This is a genomic window from Citrobacter farmeri, from assembly GCF_019048065.1.
Classification (GTDB): domain Bacteria; phylum Pseudomonadota; class Gammaproteobacteria; order Enterobacterales; family Enterobacteriaceae; genus Citrobacter_A; species Citrobacter_A farmeri.
On sequence record NZ_CP077291.1, the window covers coordinates 4,391,524 to 4,406,784 of the forward strand.

The 15,261-nt window shown below is 54.8% G+C and carries 17 protein-coding genes; 7 read left to right on the forward strand and 10 right to left on the reverse strand.

The annotated features are described in order from the left end of the window. Positions 1 to 41 precede the first annotated feature (41 nt). Positions 42 to 863 carry an FKBP-type peptidyl-prolyl cis-trans isomerase gene (gene fkpA, locus I6L53_RS20800; protein WP_042322800.1) on the reverse strand — a complete coding sequence of 274 codons (822 nt, stop codon included), beginning with the start codon at positions 861 to 863 and terminating at the stop codon, positions 42 to 44. Positions 864 to 1,086: 223 nt separating this feature from the next. Here fkpA and I6L53_RS20805 point away from each other — a divergent pair, with 223 nt between their 5' ends. Next, positions 1,087 to 1,305: a protein SlyX gene (locus I6L53_RS20805; RefSeq protein WP_042322802.1), complete on the forward strand. Its 219-nt coding sequence runs from the start codon at positions 1,087 to 1,089 to the stop codon at positions 1,303 to 1,305. A gap of 135 nt (positions 1,306 to 1,440) precedes the next feature. On the opposite strand, the gene slyD is transcribed toward I6L53_RS20805, so the two are convergent. The 4 genes from slyD to kefG all read right to left on the reverse strand — a co-directional run bounded on the left by slyD (position 1,441) and on the right by kefG (position 4,698). Further along, positions 1,441 to 2,037, reverse strand: coding sequence for a peptidylprolyl isomerase (gene slyD / locus I6L53_RS20810; protein WP_042322804.1), 597 nt, complete (start codon positions 2,035 to 2,037; stop codon positions 1,441 to 1,443). Positions 2,038 to 2,131: 94 nt separating this feature from the next. After that, entirely contained in the window at positions 2,132 to 2,332 is a 201-nt protein-coding gene (locus I6L53_RS20815; protein ID WP_042322806.1) for a YheV family putative zinc ribbon protein, read from the reverse strand. Positions 2,333 to 2,341: 9 nt separating this feature from the next. Next, positions 2,342 to 4,147 carry a glutathione-regulated potassium-efflux system protein KefB gene (kefB, locus tag I6L53_RS20820; protein WP_042322808.1) on the reverse strand — a complete coding sequence of 602 codons (1,806 nt, stop codon included), beginning with the start codon at positions 4,145 to 4,147 and terminating at the stop codon, positions 2,342 to 2,344. Beyond that, positions 4,147 to 4,698: a glutathione-regulated potassium-efflux system ancillary protein KefG gene (gene kefG, locus I6L53_RS20825; RefSeq protein ID WP_042322810.1), complete on the reverse strand. Its 552-nt coding sequence runs from the start codon at positions 4,696 to 4,698 to the stop codon at positions 4,147 to 4,149. The genes kefB and kefG overlap by 1 nt, the downstream gene beginning before the upstream one ends. A gap of 137 nt (positions 4,699 to 4,835) precedes the next feature. On the opposite strand from kefG, the gene I6L53_RS20830 reads away from it, so the two are divergent. Genes I6L53_RS20830 through I6L53_RS20845 form a run of 4 tightly spaced genes read left to right on the forward strand, consistent with a single transcriptional unit; the run spans position 4,836 to position 8,904 of the window. Further along, positions 4,836 to 6,737 carry an ABC transporter ATP-binding protein gene (locus tag I6L53_RS20830; protein ID WP_042322813.1) on the forward strand — a complete coding sequence of 634 codons (1,902 nt, stop codon included), beginning with the start codon at positions 4,836 to 4,838 and terminating at the stop codon, positions 6,735 to 6,737. Positions 6,738 to 6,742: 5 nt separating this feature from the next. Beyond that, positions 6,743 to 7,759 (forward strand): hydrolase, encoded by a 1,017-nt coding sequence (locus tag I6L53_RS20835; RefSeq protein WP_084196629.1) that lies wholly within the window; start codon positions 6,743 to 6,745, stop codon positions 7,757 to 7,759. A 2-nt stretch (positions 7,760 to 7,761) separates the two neighbouring features. Beyond that, positions 7,762 to 7,980 (forward strand): YheU family protein, encoded by a 219-nt coding sequence (locus I6L53_RS20840; protein ID WP_042322816.1) that lies wholly within the window; start codon positions 7,762 to 7,764, stop codon positions 7,978 to 7,980. Between the two features lie 54 nt (positions 7,981 to 8,034). Beyond that, on the forward strand, positions 8,035 to 8,904 hold the full coding sequence (locus tag I6L53_RS20845) for a phosphoribulokinase (protein ID WP_042322818.1): 870 nt from the start codon (positions 8,035 to 8,037) through the stop codon (positions 8,902 to 8,904). Between the two features lie 47 nt (positions 8,905 to 8,951). On the opposite strand, the gene I6L53_RS20850 is transcribed toward I6L53_RS20845, so the two are convergent. Then, on the reverse strand, positions 8,952 to 9,356 hold the full coding sequence (locus I6L53_RS20850) for an OsmC family protein (RefSeq protein ID WP_042322820.1): 405 nt from the start codon (positions 9,354 to 9,356) through the stop codon (positions 8,952 to 8,954). A gap of 307 nt (positions 9,357 to 9,663) precedes the next feature. Between I6L53_RS20850 and crp the strand changes: the two genes are divergently transcribed. Then, positions 9,664 to 10,296, forward strand: a complete 633-nt coding sequence (gene crp, locus I6L53_RS20855) for a cAMP-activated global transcriptional regulator CRP (protein ID WP_000242758.1) — start codon at positions 9,664 to 9,666, stop codon at positions 10,294 to 10,296. A gap of 51 nt (positions 10,297 to 10,347) precedes the next feature. Beyond that, entirely contained in the window at positions 10,348 to 12,435 is a 2,088-nt protein-coding gene (locus I6L53_RS20860) for a YccS/YhfK family putative transporter (RefSeq protein ID WP_042322822.1), read from the forward strand. 74 nt (positions 12,436 to 12,509) lie between these two features. Here I6L53_RS20860 and argD read toward each other — a convergent pair whose 3' ends face one another. The 4 genes from argD to I6L53_RS20880 form a co-directional block, all read right to left on the reverse strand. Further along, complete coding sequence (argD, locus tag I6L53_RS20865; protein ID WP_042322825.1) at positions 12,510 to 13,727, reverse strand: bifunctional acetylornithine/succinyldiaminopimelate transaminase; 1,218 nt, start codon at positions 13,725 to 13,727, stop codon at positions 12,510 to 12,512. Positions 13,728 to 13,812: 85 nt separating this feature from the next. Next, positions 13,813 to 14,376 (reverse strand): aminodeoxychorismate synthase component 2, encoded by a 564-nt coding sequence (pabA, locus tag I6L53_RS20870; RefSeq protein WP_042322827.1) that lies wholly within the window; start codon positions 14,374 to 14,376, stop codon positions 13,813 to 13,815. Positions 14,377 to 14,407: 31 nt separating this feature from the next. Then, positions 14,408 to 15,010 carry a putative adenosine monophosphate-protein transferase Fic gene (locus I6L53_RS20875; RefSeq protein WP_042322829.1) on the reverse strand — a complete coding sequence of 201 codons (603 nt, stop codon included), beginning with the start codon at positions 15,008 to 15,010 and terminating at the stop codon, positions 14,408 to 14,410. Continuing rightward, positions 15,000 to 15,167, reverse strand: coding sequence for a YhfG family protein (locus I6L53_RS20880; RefSeq protein WP_042322830.1), 168 nt, complete (start codon positions 15,165 to 15,167; stop codon positions 15,000 to 15,002). The genes I6L53_RS20875 and I6L53_RS20880 overlap by 11 nt, the downstream gene beginning before the upstream one ends. Positions 15,168 to 15,261 lie beyond the last annotated feature (94 nt).

The following is a 15,261-nucleotide window of genomic DNA, read 5'->3' on the forward strand; positions in this document are numbered from 1 at the left end:
ATAAAAAAACCGCCGCTCTGTTCGGCGGCGGTTCTCAGTTTTTATTTTTTAGCTGCATCAGCAGCTTTTGCATCAGCTTCTGCTGCTTCCGGCTTGTCATCAGCCTTCGGTGCTGGCTTGATATCCAACAGCTCTACGTCGAATACCAGCGTGGAGTTAGCCGGGATCCCCGGAACGCCGGTTTTACCGTAAGCCAGCTCTGGTGGGATGACCATCTTGATCTTCCCGCCTTTCTTAATGTTCTTCAGACCTTCAGTCCAGCCAGGGATCACACCGTCCAGACGGAAAGAGAGCGGTTCGCCACGGGTATAGGAGTTATCAAACTCTTTACCATCGATCAGCGTCCCTTTGTAGTTCACCACTACCGTGTCGCTGTCTTTCGGTGCTTCGCCCGTACCGGCTTTCTCAACTTTGTAGAGCAGGCCAGTTGAAGAGGTCTTCACATCTTTCTCTTTCGCAAACGCGGTGCGGAACGCTTTGCCTTTGGTTTCGTTGTCAGCCGCGTCTTTTTCCATCTTCGCCTGAGCGGAGGCTTTTACGCGTGCTTCAAATGCTTGCAGAGTCTGCTCAATTTCCTGGTCAGACAGTTTGCTCTTATCAGCAAATGCATCCTGAACACCGGCGATCAGCTGATCTTTGTCCAGTTTGATGCCCAGCTTTTCCTGCTCTTTCAGGGAGTTTTCCATATAGCGACCCAGCGATGCGCCCAGTGCATAAGCCGATTTCTGGTCGTCATTTTTGAACGCGGCTTTGCTGTCAGCAGCGGCGGCCGGTTTTGCGGCTTCAGCTGCGAAGGTGATCGGGGCGTGCAGAGCAACGGCCATCGTGGTCGCCAGCAGAGTGACTTTAAACAGTGATTTCATCCATATCTCCAGGGCCGGGGCATCTCACCCCATGGTTAACTTTTCTATGAGAAGCGTACTATAAAGCGTTGTCGAACAAATCAACATACAGACATACCTGATAATCGCTTCTTTTGAGACTCTTTTTGTTTAAATTAGTTTCGATGAGAAGGAATCAGGGCTGTGCATTCGGATAAAGTTAAGTAGAATCCGCCGCGACCAGAGACAATCGATGAGGTGAATCATGCAGGATACAACGATGGAAACCCGACTTGCCGAGCTGGAAAGTCGGCTGGCTTTTCAGGAAATCACCATTGAAGAGCTCAACGTAACGGTAACCGCACACGAGATGGAAATGGCCAAATTGCGCGATCATCTGCGACTTCTGACGGAGAAACTCAAGGCGAGCCAGCCTTCCAACATCGCCTCCCAGGCCGAAGAGACACCACCACCTCATTATTGAGACGTAAAAAAAGCGGGATTCACCCGCTTTTTTGTGGCTCATTGCCGGATGGCGGCGCAAGCGCCTTATCCGGCCTACACATCCCAATGAACCCGTAGGCCTGATAAGCGTAGCGCCATCAGGCATTATGACCAATTAGTGGCAACCGCAACCGCCGTTGCCTTTACCGCCACCACCACAGCAGCCTTCGCCACCGTGCTCATGACCGTGGTCATGGCCGTGACCGCCGCAGCAGCCGTCATGATCGTGGTCATGGTCGTGACCGTGCGCGCCATGAACGTGGCCATGAGCCAGTTCTTCTTCGGTCGCTTCGCGGATCGCCACAACTTCAACGTTGAACTTCAGATTCTGACCCGCCAGCATGTGGTTGCCATCAACCACAACGTGGTCGTCTTCCACTTCGGTAATTTCTACCGGTACCGGACCCTGGTCAGTTTCAGCCAGGAAACGCATGCCAACCTGCAGTTCATCAACGCCCATGAAGACGTCTTTAGGAACGCGCTGTACCAGGTTTTCGTCGTACTGACCGTAAGCGTCATTCGCGCCTACAGCAACATCAAATTTATCGCCAACATCGTGACCTTCCAGCGCTGTTTCCAGGCCAGAGATCAGGGAACCGTGACCATGCAGGTAGTCCAGCGGCGCACTCACCGGAGACTCATCAACCAACACACCGTCTTCTGTACGTACCTGATAGGCCAGGCTGACCACCAGGTCTTTTGCTACTTTCATGATATCTCCTGAGCGTGGGAAAATTGCTGGCGCAGATTGTAGCGGAAATCTGCACCTGTGTACCCCTTAGCTTAAAAAATCTCGGGCCATATCGCTAGTCTGGATGAAAGATCCCGATAACTTGCTCTTCTTTGCGCACGTGATCGCGGGCTTCTTTATCTGCTTCACGCATCTGATGCCCGCACTTAACACATTCAACAATATCGATATTATTCTCGCGCCACATCGCCAGAGAATCCTGTGCCTGGCAGGAAGGGCATTTCGCCCCTGCAATAAAACGTTTACGGATTGCCATACCTATCCTCTATTCGAATTCATCCCAGCCATCCAGTTGGCGTCGCTCTTGTTGCATCTCGCGCTGGAAAATCTCCTCCAGCTCGCGTCTGGCTTCTCTGGCGCGAGAGATCTGCACCGTGTCGGCATGCATCGGAATGAGTTCCCTCAGCATCCGCATATCCAGTCGGCGGAAATGCAGTTGCGCCCGCTGTGCCTGATGAGGATGCATCCCCAACGACACCAGCGTTTTACGCCCCAGCTCCAGCGCACTGGAGAAGGTCTCACGGGAAAATTGCACGACCCCCGCCTGTAATAACTCATGTGCCTCGACGCGTCCGCGCGCTCGCGCAAGAATATGCAAATGCGGAAAATGCTGTTGGCAGATCTCCACCAGCTTCATCGTGTCTTCCGGTTCATTACAGGTAATAACGATAGATTCTGCCGCCTCAGCGCCGGCAGAACGCAGAAGATCCACCTGCGTCGCATCGCCGTAATAGACTTTATAGCCATACTTACGCATCAGATTCACCGCACTGATGTCCCGCTCCAACACGGTAATACGCATCTTATTCGCCATTAGTAAACGACCGATGACCTGACCAAAACGGCCAAAGCCGACCACAATGACCTGCGGCTTGTCATCTTCAACCCACGGCATTTCATCTTCTTCATCCGGGCCGTTAAGCTGGTGAGAGAGCCATTTATCGATAAGCTTCATCAGCATCGGCGTGGTCATCATCGACAACGTCACGGTCACCAGCAGAAGCGCCATCTGATCGCCCTGAAACAACCGCTGCGACGACGCGGTCGAAAACAGTACAAAGGCGAACTCTCCGCCCTGACTCAACACGCCAGCAAACTGCATTCTTTCAGAACTGCGCAGACCGTACAGTCGCGCCAGCAGATAAAGTACCAGCGTTTTGACCGCCACCAGCACGGCTACGCTTGCCACGACCCACAGCAGATGGGTGTACAGCACGCCCAGATTGAGCGACATCCCGACCGAAATAAAGAAGAGGCCCAGCAGGAGTCCTTTGAACGGATCGATTGCGGTTTCCAGCTCATGTCGATATTCGCTTTCCGCTAACAATACCCCGGCGATAAATGTACCAAGCGCCATCGACAGCCCTAGCGCATCCATAAACAGTGCCGATCCCAGCACCAGCAGTAACGTGGCGGCGGTAAACACCTCGCGCACGCCGGACGCTGCAATAAACCGGAACACCGGGCGCAGCAGATAGCGTCCGCCAATCAGCATGCCGGCAAACGCCAGTACCTTCATGCCGATCGTCATCCAGTCAAAGTTTTCATCGGCCGAGCCGGCTAATAGGGGAACCAGCGCTAATGCCGGGATCACCGCCAGATCCTGGAACAGTAAAACCGAAAAGCCCAACTGCCCTGATTCGCTGCGGTTCATCCCTTTTTCACGCATCAGTTGCAGCGCCATGGCGGTAGAGGACATCGCGAGGCCTATCCCACCGACAACCGCCGCCTGCCATGAGAAATCAGTCAACATCAACAACCCGGCCAACAACGCCGCGCTAAGCAGAACCTGCGCCGCCCCGACGCCAAAGATAGAACGCCGGAGCTGCCAGAGTTTCGACGGATTCAGCTCCAGTCCGATGATAAACATCAGAAACACGACGCCCAGCTCAGAAAAGTGGAGGATTTCATCCACATCACTGATAAACCCCAGTCCCCACGGGCCAATGGCAATCCCCGCAAGCAAATAGCCCAGCACCGCTCCAATACCCAGCCGCGATGCCAGAGGCACCGCAGCCACCGCCGCGAAGAGAAACAACACTCCTGCCAATAATAAATCGGAACCTTCCATCAGCGGCCTCCCACAGGAACAGGATGGGCAAGCCAGTCGCCATACGCTTTTGCATGGCTTTCCAGCTCCTGCGCGCTTTGCCGTCTGGCCCAATAGATAATAATGGGACTCAGCCAGTGCATCCGGCACATCCCTGCCGTCAGTTCGAATGGCCGCAGCACATCGCTCATTGGATAGCGATTCAGCGCGTCATAGCGATAAGCACTCTCCGGTTCACCGGTGGTGATCACGCTCCGCCAGTACTTTCCTGCCAGCTGATTTCCCCCGGGGCCGCTGGCAAAGCCACGGCTCAACACGCGATCCAGCCACTCTTTCAGCAGCGCCGGACAGCTATAGGTGTACAGCGGATGCTGAAACACGATCACGTCATGCTCACGCAGTAACGCCTGCTCATGCGGGATATCGATAAAAAAATCAGGATAGTGCGCGTAAAGATCGTGCACCGTAACGTTGCTGAGCTGCGTGGCCGGCTTAAGCAGTACCCGGTTTGCCACCGAGTCCTGAGATTCCGGATGGGCATACAGCAGCAAGACCTTTGCTGGCTGAGACATCATCCCCCTCCCGGTTTTGTTTCTGTTTTTGTGTATAGTCGTCGTTTTGGGCTACCATTGCGGCCCGGTGCGGAAAATGGCCCACACCTTACATTATCATAATGATAAATTAACATAGTCTGAACATACGGCGCCTTATGATTGTTTTCTCCTCGTTACAAATTCGTCGCGGCGTGCGCGTCTTACTGGACAATGCCACTGCCACCATTAATCCGGGCCAGAAAGTCGGTCTGGTGGGTAAGAACGGCTGCGGGAAATCTACCCTGCTGGCATTGCTGAAAAATGAAATCAGCGCAGATGCTGGCGGTTTTACCTTCCCGGGTAGCTGGCAACTGGCGTGGGTAAATCAGGAAACCCCTGCTTTGCCCCAACCTGCGCTGGAATATGTCATTGACGGCGACCGCGAATATCGTCAACTGGAAGCCCAGTTGCACGACGCCAACGAACGTAACGATGGACACGCCATTGCCACCGTCCACGGCAAGCTGGATGCCATCGACGCCTGGACCGTGCGCTCTCGCGCCGCCAGCCTGTTGCATGGTCTCGGTTTCTCCAATGAACAACTGCAACGTCCGGTTAGCGACTTTTCCGGCGGCTGGCGTATGCGTCTCAACCTTGCCCAGGCGTTGATCTGTCGCTCCGATCTCCTCCTGCTCGATGAACCGACCAACCACCTCGATCTGGATGCGGTTATCTGGCTGGAAAAATGGTTGAAGAGCTATCAGGGCACTCTGATTCTGATCTCCCACGACCGTGATTTCCTCGATCCGGTGGTGGATAAAATCATTCATATCGAACAGCAAACCATGTTCGAGTACACCGGCAACTACAGCGCGTTCGAAATTCAACGAGCCACGCGTCTGGCCCAGCAGCAGGCAATGTACGAAAGCCAACAGGAGCGCGTGGCGCATCTGCAAAGCTACATTGATCGCTTCCGCGCCAAAGCTACGAAAGCAAAACAGGCGCAGAGCCGTATTAAGATGCTGGAACGCATGGAGCTGATTGCCCCGGCGCATGTCGACAACCCGTTCCATTTTAGCTTTCGCGCGCCGGAGAGCCTGCCGAACCCGCTGCTAAAGATGGAGAAAGTGAGCGCCGGTTATGGCGACCGCATCATCCTGGACTCCATCAAACTGAACCTGGTGCCGGGTTCGCGCATTGGCCTGCTGGGACGTAACGGCGCGGGTAAATCCACGCTTATCAAACTGTTGGCGGGTGAACTGACGCCCGTCAGCGGTGAAATCGGACTGGCAAAAGGCATTAAGCTCGGTTACTTCGCCCAGCACCAGCTTGAGTATTTGCGGGCGGATGAGTCGCCGTTGCAGCATCTGGTGCGACTGGCGCCACAGGAACTCGAACAAAAGCTGCGCGACTATCTGGGCGGTTTCGGCTTCCAGGGTGATAAAGTCAGCGAAGAGACACGCCGTTTCTCCGGCGGCGAAAAAGCACGACTGGTGCTGGCGCTGATCGTCTGGCAGCGTCCGAACCTGCTGCTGCTCGATGAGCCAACCAACCACCTTGATCTCGATATGCGTCAGGCGTTGACCGAAGCGTTGATTGAGTTTGAAGGCGCACTGGTGGTGGTCTCGCACGACCGCCATTTGCTGCGCTCCACGACCGACGATCTGTATCTGGTGCATGACCGCAAGGTCGAGCCGTTCGATGGCGATCTGGAAGATTATCAGCAGTGGTTGAGCGATGTGCAGAAGCAGGAAAACCAACCTGACGATGCACCAAAAGAGAACGTCAACAGCGCACAGGCGCGTAAAGACCAGAAGCGCCGGGAAGCCGAACTGCGCACACAAACCCAGCCGCTGCGTAAAGAGATCGCCCGTCTGGAAAAAGAGATGGAGAAACTGAACGCGCAGCTGGCGCTGGCGGAAGAGAAGCTGGGCGACAGCGAACTTTACGACCAGAGCCGCAAAGCCGAGCTGACGGAGTGTCTGCAACAGCAGGCCAGCGCCAAAGCCGGACTGGAAGCGTGCGAAATGGCCTGGCTGGATGCCCAGGAGCAGCTCGAGCAGATGCTGAGCGAGTAACAGCGATGACACACATAATCCTTCACGATCCTGAAATGCCGAATGGCAGCAGTGACGAATTTCGCCCGATGCGCGGTATCAGTAACTGCCATCTGCAGACCATGCTGCCGCGTTTGATCCGGCGAAAAGTGAATTTCGACGCCCACTGGCAGCGTCTGGAATTACCCGATGGCGACTTTGTCGATCTGGCATGGAGTGAAGATCCACATCAGGCGAAGCACAAGCCGCGCCTGGTGGTTTTTCATGGTCTGGAAGGCAGTCTGAACAGCCCATACGCGCATGGTCTGATTGAAGCGGCAAAGAATCGTGGCTGGCTTGGCGTGGTGATGCACTTTCGCGGCTGCAGCGGTGAACCGAATCGACTGAATCGCATTTATCACTCGGGTGAAACCGAAGACGGGAGCTGGTTCTTAGGCTGGTTACAGCGGGAATTTGGCAAGGTGCCAACGGCCGCCGTGGGCTATTCGCTCGGAGGAAATGTGCTGGCATGTCTGCTGGCAAAAGAGGGGAAAAACATCCCGCTCGACGCGGCTGTCATGGTCTCAGCGCCCTTTGTACTGGAAGCCTGCAGCTATCATATGGATAAAGGCTTTTCCCGTGTTTATCAGCGCTATCTGCTCAACCTGCTGAAGGCAAACGCGTCACGCAAGCTGGCGGCCTATCCCGGCTCACTGCCGGTGAGTCTGGCGCAATTGAAATCCCTGCGCCGCATCCGCGAGTTTGACGATCTCATCACCGCCAAAATTCACGGTTTCGCCGATGCTATCGACTACTATCGTCAGTGTAGCGCCATGCCCTTGCTCAGCGACATCGCCATTCCGACACTGATCATTCATGCGAAAGACGACCCGTTTATGGATCATCATGTGATCCCCAAAGCGGAAGATTTACCGCCGCACGTGGAATATCAGTTAACTGAACACGGTGGTCACGTTGGGTTTATCGGCGGGACATTGCGTCGGCCAGAAATGTGGCTTGAGTCGCGCATTCCTGACTGGCTGACCCCGTATCTGGAGGCATAATTATGCAGATCCCCTGGCAGGACCTTTCCCCTGAGACGCTGGACAATCTGATCGAAAGCTTTGTATTGCGCGAAGGCACCGATTATGGTGAACATGAACGAACCCTTGAGCAAAAAGTCGCCGACGTTAAACGCCAGTTACAGTGTGGAGAAGCGATACTGGTGTGGTCTGAGTTGCACGAAACCGTCAACATCATGCCGCGCAAACAATTTCGCGAATAACCCGCACGCTATCGGCCGACTATAATAAAAAATCAATTTATTGATGGAGTTAACATGTCTGCCAAACATCCGGTGATCGCGGTAACAGGATCCAGCGGCGCGGGGACTACCACCACCAGCCTCGCGTTTCGTAAAATTTTTGCGCAGCTCAACCTGCGCGCCGCCGAGGTGGAAGGCGACAGTTTTCATCGTTATACCCGTCCGGAGATGGATATGGCGATCCGCAAGGCGCGCGACGCCGGACGCCACATCAGCTATTTTGGCCCCGAAGCCAATGACTTCGGTCTGCTGGAACAGACATTTATTGAGTATGGTCAGACGGGCAAAGGCCAGTCGCGCAAATATCTGCATACCTACGATGAGGCCGTCCCGTGGAACCAGGTGCCAGGGACTTTCACCCCATGGCAAGCCCTGCCGGAACCTACTGACGTGCTGTTCTATGAAGGGCTGCACGGCGGCGTCGTGACGCCGCAGCATGAAGTTGCAAGCCATGTTGACCTGTTGGTCGGCGTGGTTCCCATCGTGAACCTGGAGTGGATCCAGAAACTGATCCGTGATACCAGCGAGCGAGGCCATTCTCGTGAGGCGGTGATGGATTCAGTGGTGCGTTCGATGGACGACTATATCAACTACATCACGCCGCAGTTCTCCCGCACCCACATTAACTTTCAGCGTGTACCCACCGTTGACACCTCAAACCCGTTCGCTGCCAAGGGCATTCCATCACTGGATGAGAGCTTTGTGGTGATTCATTTTCGCAATCTGGAAGGGATCGATTTCCCCTGGCTGCTGGCGATGTTGCAGGGTTCATTTATTTCCCACATCAATACACTGGTGGTACCTGGCGGCAAAATGGGGCTGGCCATGGAGCTCATTATGTTGCCGCTGGTGCAGCGACTGATGGAAGGAAAGAAAATCGAGTAAGGTGAGATATTGCCGGACAGCGACGTGGCGTTATCCGGCCATGATCATCAGGCAGCAATCACTTCATACGAATGGGTAATATTGACCGCTTTTCCCAGCATCAGCGCCACGGAGCAATATTTCTCCGCCGACAGATCGACCGCACGCGAAACGGCGGCATCCTTCAGGTCGCGACCCGTAACGATAAAGTGCAGATTGATGTGGGTGAACAGGCGTGGCGCCTCTTCGCGACGTTCTGACGTCAGTTTCACTTCGCAGTTCGTCACATCCTGACGGCCTTTTTGCAGGATAGAAACCACGTCAATCGCGCTGCAACCGCCTGCCGCCATCAACACCATTTCCATCGGGCTCGGCGCTTTATCACCAGAGTTACCGTCCATCAAAATCTGGTGACCGGAAGCCGACTCACCCAGGAAGGTTAACCCCTCAACCCATTTAACACGCGCTTGCATATTTTTTAACTCCAGTGCGTCAATTTTCCTGACAGATTACGCGTACATAACAATTCTCGCAACGGAAGGCGACCTCCGTCATGCTGAAGCGAGACACCAGGAGACACACGGCTAAAGCTATGCTAAAACAGTCAGGATGCTACAGTAATACATTGATGTACTGCATGTATGCAGAGGACTTCACATTAAAGGCTGCAGTTCGTTTTTGACAGCCTCTTCCCAGGACGCGGGAAGCACATTTTTGCAACCCCAGAGACAGCGGATTTTTTTGGCTCTGGAGACAGCTTATAACAGAGGATAATCGCGCATGGTGCTTGGCAAACCGCAAACAGACCCGACACTTGAATGGTTCTTGTCTCATTGCCACATTCATAAGTACCCGTCCAAGAGCACGCTGATTCACCAGGGTGAAAAAGCAGAAACGTTGTACTACATCGTTAAGGGCTCAGTGGCAGTGTTGATTAAGGATGAGGAAGGAAAAGAAATGATCCTTTCTTATCTGAATCAGGGTGATTTCATTGGCGAACTGGGCCTGTTTGAAGAAGGCCAGGAACGTAGCGCATGGGTTCGAGCGAAAACAGCGTGTGAAGTGGCTGAAATTTCCTATAAGAAATTCCGCCAGTTGATCCAGGTGAACCCGGATATTCTGATGCGCCTGTCTTCCCAAATGGCTCGCCGCCTGCAAGTTACTTCGGAGAAAGTCGGTAACCTGGCCTTCCTCGACGTGACCGGTCGTATCGCCCAGACGCTGCTGAATCTGGCGAAACAGCCTGATGCGATGACTCACCCGGACGGTATGCAGATCAAAATCACTCGCCAGGAGATTGGCCAGATCGTTGGCTGCTCTCGCGAAACCGTTGGTCGTATTCTGAAGATGCTGGAAGATCAGAACCTGATCTCCGCTCACGGTAAAACGATCGTCGTTTACGGCACTCGTTAATCTCATCGGAAATGACGCGCTACCGGGTAGCGCGTCATTTTTGTTTTGCCAATGTGGCGCAGACTGATTTATCACCCAGAAATCAACTATGCACTACGTCAAACGCTGGTGCTCTGTTTGCCCGTGGCCGTTGGCCTGCTCATCGGGCAGTTACATCTGGGCCTGCTTTTCTCTCTCGTTCCCGCCTGCTGCAACATTGCCGGGCTTGATACTCCGCACAAACGCTTTTTCAAACGCCTGATCATCGGTGCATCGCTGTTCGCTGGCTGTAGCCTAATCATGCAACTTATGCTGGCGCAGGCGGTACCGTTGCCACTGATCCTGACCGGTCTGACACTCACGCTCGGCGTCACCGCAGAATTGAGCTCTCTTCACGCCCGCCTGCTCCCGGCCTCACTGATTGCTGCGATTTTCACACTGAGCCTGGCAGGGAACATGCCGGTTTGGGAGCCTCTGCTGATCTACGCGCTGGGCACGCTATGGTACGGGCTGTTTAACTGGTTCTGGTTTTGGCTCTGGCGTGAGCAGCCGCTTCGCGAATCACTAAGCCTGTTATACCGGGAACTGGCGGATTACTGCGAAGCCAAATACAGCATGCTGACCCAACACACTGACCCGGAAAAAGCCCTGCCGCCGCTTCTGGTTCGCCAGCAGAAAGCCGTCGACCTCATCACCCAGTGCTATCAGCAGATGCACATGCTATCGGCGCACCGCAACAACGACTACAAACGGATGCTGCGCGCCTTTCAGGAAGCGCTGGATTTGCAGGAACATATCTCCGTCAGCCTGCATCAGCCGGAAGAAGTGCAAAAGCTGGTCGAGCGCAGTCACGCGGAGCAGGTCATTCGCTGGAATGCACAAACGGTCGCCGCTCGCCTGCGCGTACTGGGAGATGACATTCTCTATCACCGACTACCGACGCGGTTCACCATGCAAAAGCAGATTGGTGCACTGGGAAAAATTGCTCATCAGCATCCGGATAACCCCGTCGGACAGTTCTGCTACTGGCACTTCAGTCGCATCGCCCGCGTGCTTCGCACCCAGCGTCCGCTTTACGCCCGCGATCTGATGGCCGATAAACAGCGTCGGTTACCCTTGCTTCCGGCACTGAAAAACTACCTCTCGTTGAAATCTCCGGCGCTGCGTAACGCCGGGCGAATCAGCGTCATGCTCAGCATAGCCAGCCTCATGGGAACGGCGTTACATCTGCCGAAACCTTACTGGATCCTGATGACGGTGCTGTTTGTGACGCAAAACGGTTACGGTGCCACCCGCGTGCGTATTTTGCACCGCTCGGCGGGAACGCTGGTAGGGCTGATTATCGCAGGCGTGACGCTGCACTTTCATATTCCCGAGGGATATACGCTGGCCCTGATGCTGGCGATCACCCTGGTCAGCTATCTGACCATCCGCAAAAACTACGGCTGGGCGACGGTTGGATTTACCGTCACGGCGGTATATACCCTGCAACTGCTGACGCTGGATGGAGAACAGTTCATCATCCCGCGATTTATCGATACGGTCATCGGCTGCCTGATTGCGTTTGGCGGCACCGTCTGGCTGTGGCCGCAATGGCAGAGCGGTCTGTTGCGGAAAAACGCCCATGACGCACTGGAAGCCGATCAGGAGGCCATTCGCCTGATTCTGAGCAACGATCCGCAACCCACGCCGCTCGCCTGGCAACGTATGCGGGTCAACCAGGCGCACAACACCCTGTTTAACTCGCTCAATCAGGCAATGCAGGAACCCGGCTTTAATACCCATTATCTGGAAGACATGAAACTGTGGGTGACACACAGCCAGTTTATCGTCGAACACATCAATGCCATGACCACGCTGGCGCGTGAGCATACGATGTTGACGCCGGACCTGGCGCAGCGATATCTGCAATCGTGTGAAATTGCTCTTCAGCGCTGCCAGCAGCGACTGGAGTACGATGGACCTGGTGGCTCAGGGGATGTGAATATCCTGGAAGCGCCAGAGATGCTTTCCCACGGACCGTTAAGCACCCTGGAACAGCATCTGCAACGCGTTATCGGTCACCTGAACACCATGCACACCATCTCTTCTATGGCATGGCGTCAGCGGCCGCACCACGGCATCTGGCTCAGTCGCCGGTTGCGGGATATGCGGGGTTAACACTGATTGCCGGATGGCGGCGTAACGCCTTATCCGGCCTACAGACGTTTGTAGGCCTGATAAGCGCAGCGCCATCAGGCAACAACCTTCGCAACAGCGTCAGCAAAACGCAGCATCCCTTCGTCGATATCCGCCTCTTCCACCACCAGCGACGGCGCAAAGCGCATCACGTCCGGGCCGGCATTTAACACCATCACGCCAGCATCCGCTGCCGCGTAGAGGAAATCGCGCGCGCGTCCTTTGTACTGCGGTTGCAATTCGGCGCCAATCAACAGGCCCATACCGCGAATGTCGCTGAACACGTGGTACTGCTCATCAATCTGCTGCAGATGTTGAACAAATTTCTGCCGTTTCGCCACCACGCCGCCCAGCACATCCTGATTGTTGATGATGTCAAACGCCGCCTCCGCCACCGCGCAGGCCAGCGGGTTACCGCCATAGGTTGATCCATGAGAGCCGACGTGAAACGCTGAGGCGATCTCCTGCGTCGTCAATACCGCGCTCACCGGGAAGCCGCCCCCCAGGGCTTTCGCACTGGTGAGAATATCCGGCGTCACGCCATAGTGCATGTAGGCAAACAGGTCGCCGGTACGCCCCATCCCGCATTGCACTTCATCAAACACCAGCAGGGCCTGATGCCGATCGCAGAGATCACGCAGACCTTGCAGGAACTCCGGCGTCGCAGCCAGAACGCCGCCCTCACCCTGTACCGGTTCAACCACGACAGCGCAGGTATGGTCATCCATCACCGCGTTCACCGCATGGAGATCGTTAAACGGAACATGGACGATATCCGCCGGTTTTGGCCCGAAGCCATCGGAATACTTTGGCTGTCCACCCACGGTAACGGTAAACAGCGAGCGGCCGTGGAACGCATTATGAAAGGCAATGATTTTGGTTTTGAATGGGCTATGACGCACACAGGCATAATGACGCGCCAGCTTGAACGCCGTTTCGTTAGCTTCTGTCCCGGAGTTCATGAACAGCACGCGCTCGGCAAAGGTGGCATCGATAATTTTTCGCCCCAGACGCAGTGCGGGTTCGTTGGTGAAAACGTTACTGGTATGCCAGAGCGTTTCGCCCTGGGTTTTCAGGGCCTCTACCAGTGCCGGATGACAATGCCCCAGCGCAGTCACCGCAATCCCGCCCGCGAAATCAACATAGTCCTTGCCCTGTTGATCCCAGACCCGGCTGCCTTTCCCTTTTACCGGAATAAACTCCGCCGGTGCATAAATTGGCAGAATGACTTCATCGAAAGTTGCCCGGGTTACTGCCTTTTGTTCAGTTGCCATCTCATGACCATCCAGTTATGCCAAAATGAATGTGAAAATATAATCACAAAATATGCATAAAAAATCATCCGATAGCAACCACAAATCACCGATTGAGGAAATTTGCCAGCAGTTGATGACCCTGTTCGCTGAGAATACTTTCCGGATGAAACTGCACCCCCTCCAGATCCCATGTTGTATGGCGGATCCCCATGATCTCCTGCGTTTCGCTCCAGGCCGTCACCTCAAAGCAGTCGGGGAGTGTGGCGGGATCGATGAGAAGCGAATGATAGCGGGTGACGGTAAGTGGATTCGTTAACCCCTGAAACACGCCCTGTCCCGTGTGGCGGATGAGCGATGTTTTTCCGTGCATCACTTTTGCAGCGCGCACGATGCTCGCGCCAAATGCCTGCGCCATCGCCTGATGCCCCAGACAAACACCTAATATCGGCAAACGCCCTGCATAGCAGCGAATCACTTCCAGCGAAATTCCGGCGTCATCCGGGGTGCAGGGGCCGGGCGAGATAACGATTCTTTGCGGCTTCAACCTCTCGATCTGCGACAGCGTCAACGCGTCATTGCGTTTAACCTGCACATCAGCGCCCAGTTCACAAAAATACTGGTAGAGGTTCCAGGTGAAAGAATCGTAGTTATCGATAAGCAGGATCATAGCGGCTCCGGTCCAGGAAAACCGCGCTATTCTACTCAGTTTCCTCGGCTTCGCTTACCCCTTTCCGCAATATCGTCTGTAAAGCACTCAGGTCACCCATCGCCCCCTCCTGATTCGCTCGATTCCACTCCGCCACCGGGACATCCCCCCAGCGAAGAAGGTAACCGGCATGAATAGCCAGCTGTTCGAAGAAAATCCGTTGCGCCATACCGCTACCAAGACGAAACGGATGCAGTACGTTGATCTCACAGTAATAATGGGCAAGGCGATTGACGAACTTCTCTTTCGGCAGGCCCATCAGGTAGCCCTCTTCTTCCAGATCCTGCATTAGGGCATTGCCCTCTTTTTCGATATAAGCGAAATGGCAGAAACGGGTATCCCCCTGATAGATATCCACTTCACGCAGGTGACCTGCCCAGTCAAAAACGTCCTGGTAAAGCTGACGATGAATGGCGCACAGGTGAGGCAATCCACGCTTCGACGGTCCCAGTTCGATGGTCGCCGCACGCAGCGCGGTAAGTTCGTAAGCGGCTTGCTCCAGACGCTCGAGCTGGCGGATCCCCAGACGGTTACGCATCACATTCAGTCCGGGATAGAGGTAGGGATCGCGGTCGTCGCCGATTTTAGCGCTCATAGTGCCTCCGGAGTTCTTCCAGACGCGTCAGCGCCTCCGCGGCGTTAAGCGTAACTAGCGGATGTTCGACGCCCTCAAGGCGGCGGCTGGCCTGAAAATTCACGTTTCGCTGCTGTTCCCAGAGCCTGGATTTTTGCCTGTCGGTGAGTTTTTTCACTTTACGCCTCCCTGATTGATCCGTGTTTGCCACAAGTATAAGCAGCAAAACACGGTTACGCAGGGAGGATAAAACGACGCGGGTCTGCAATACC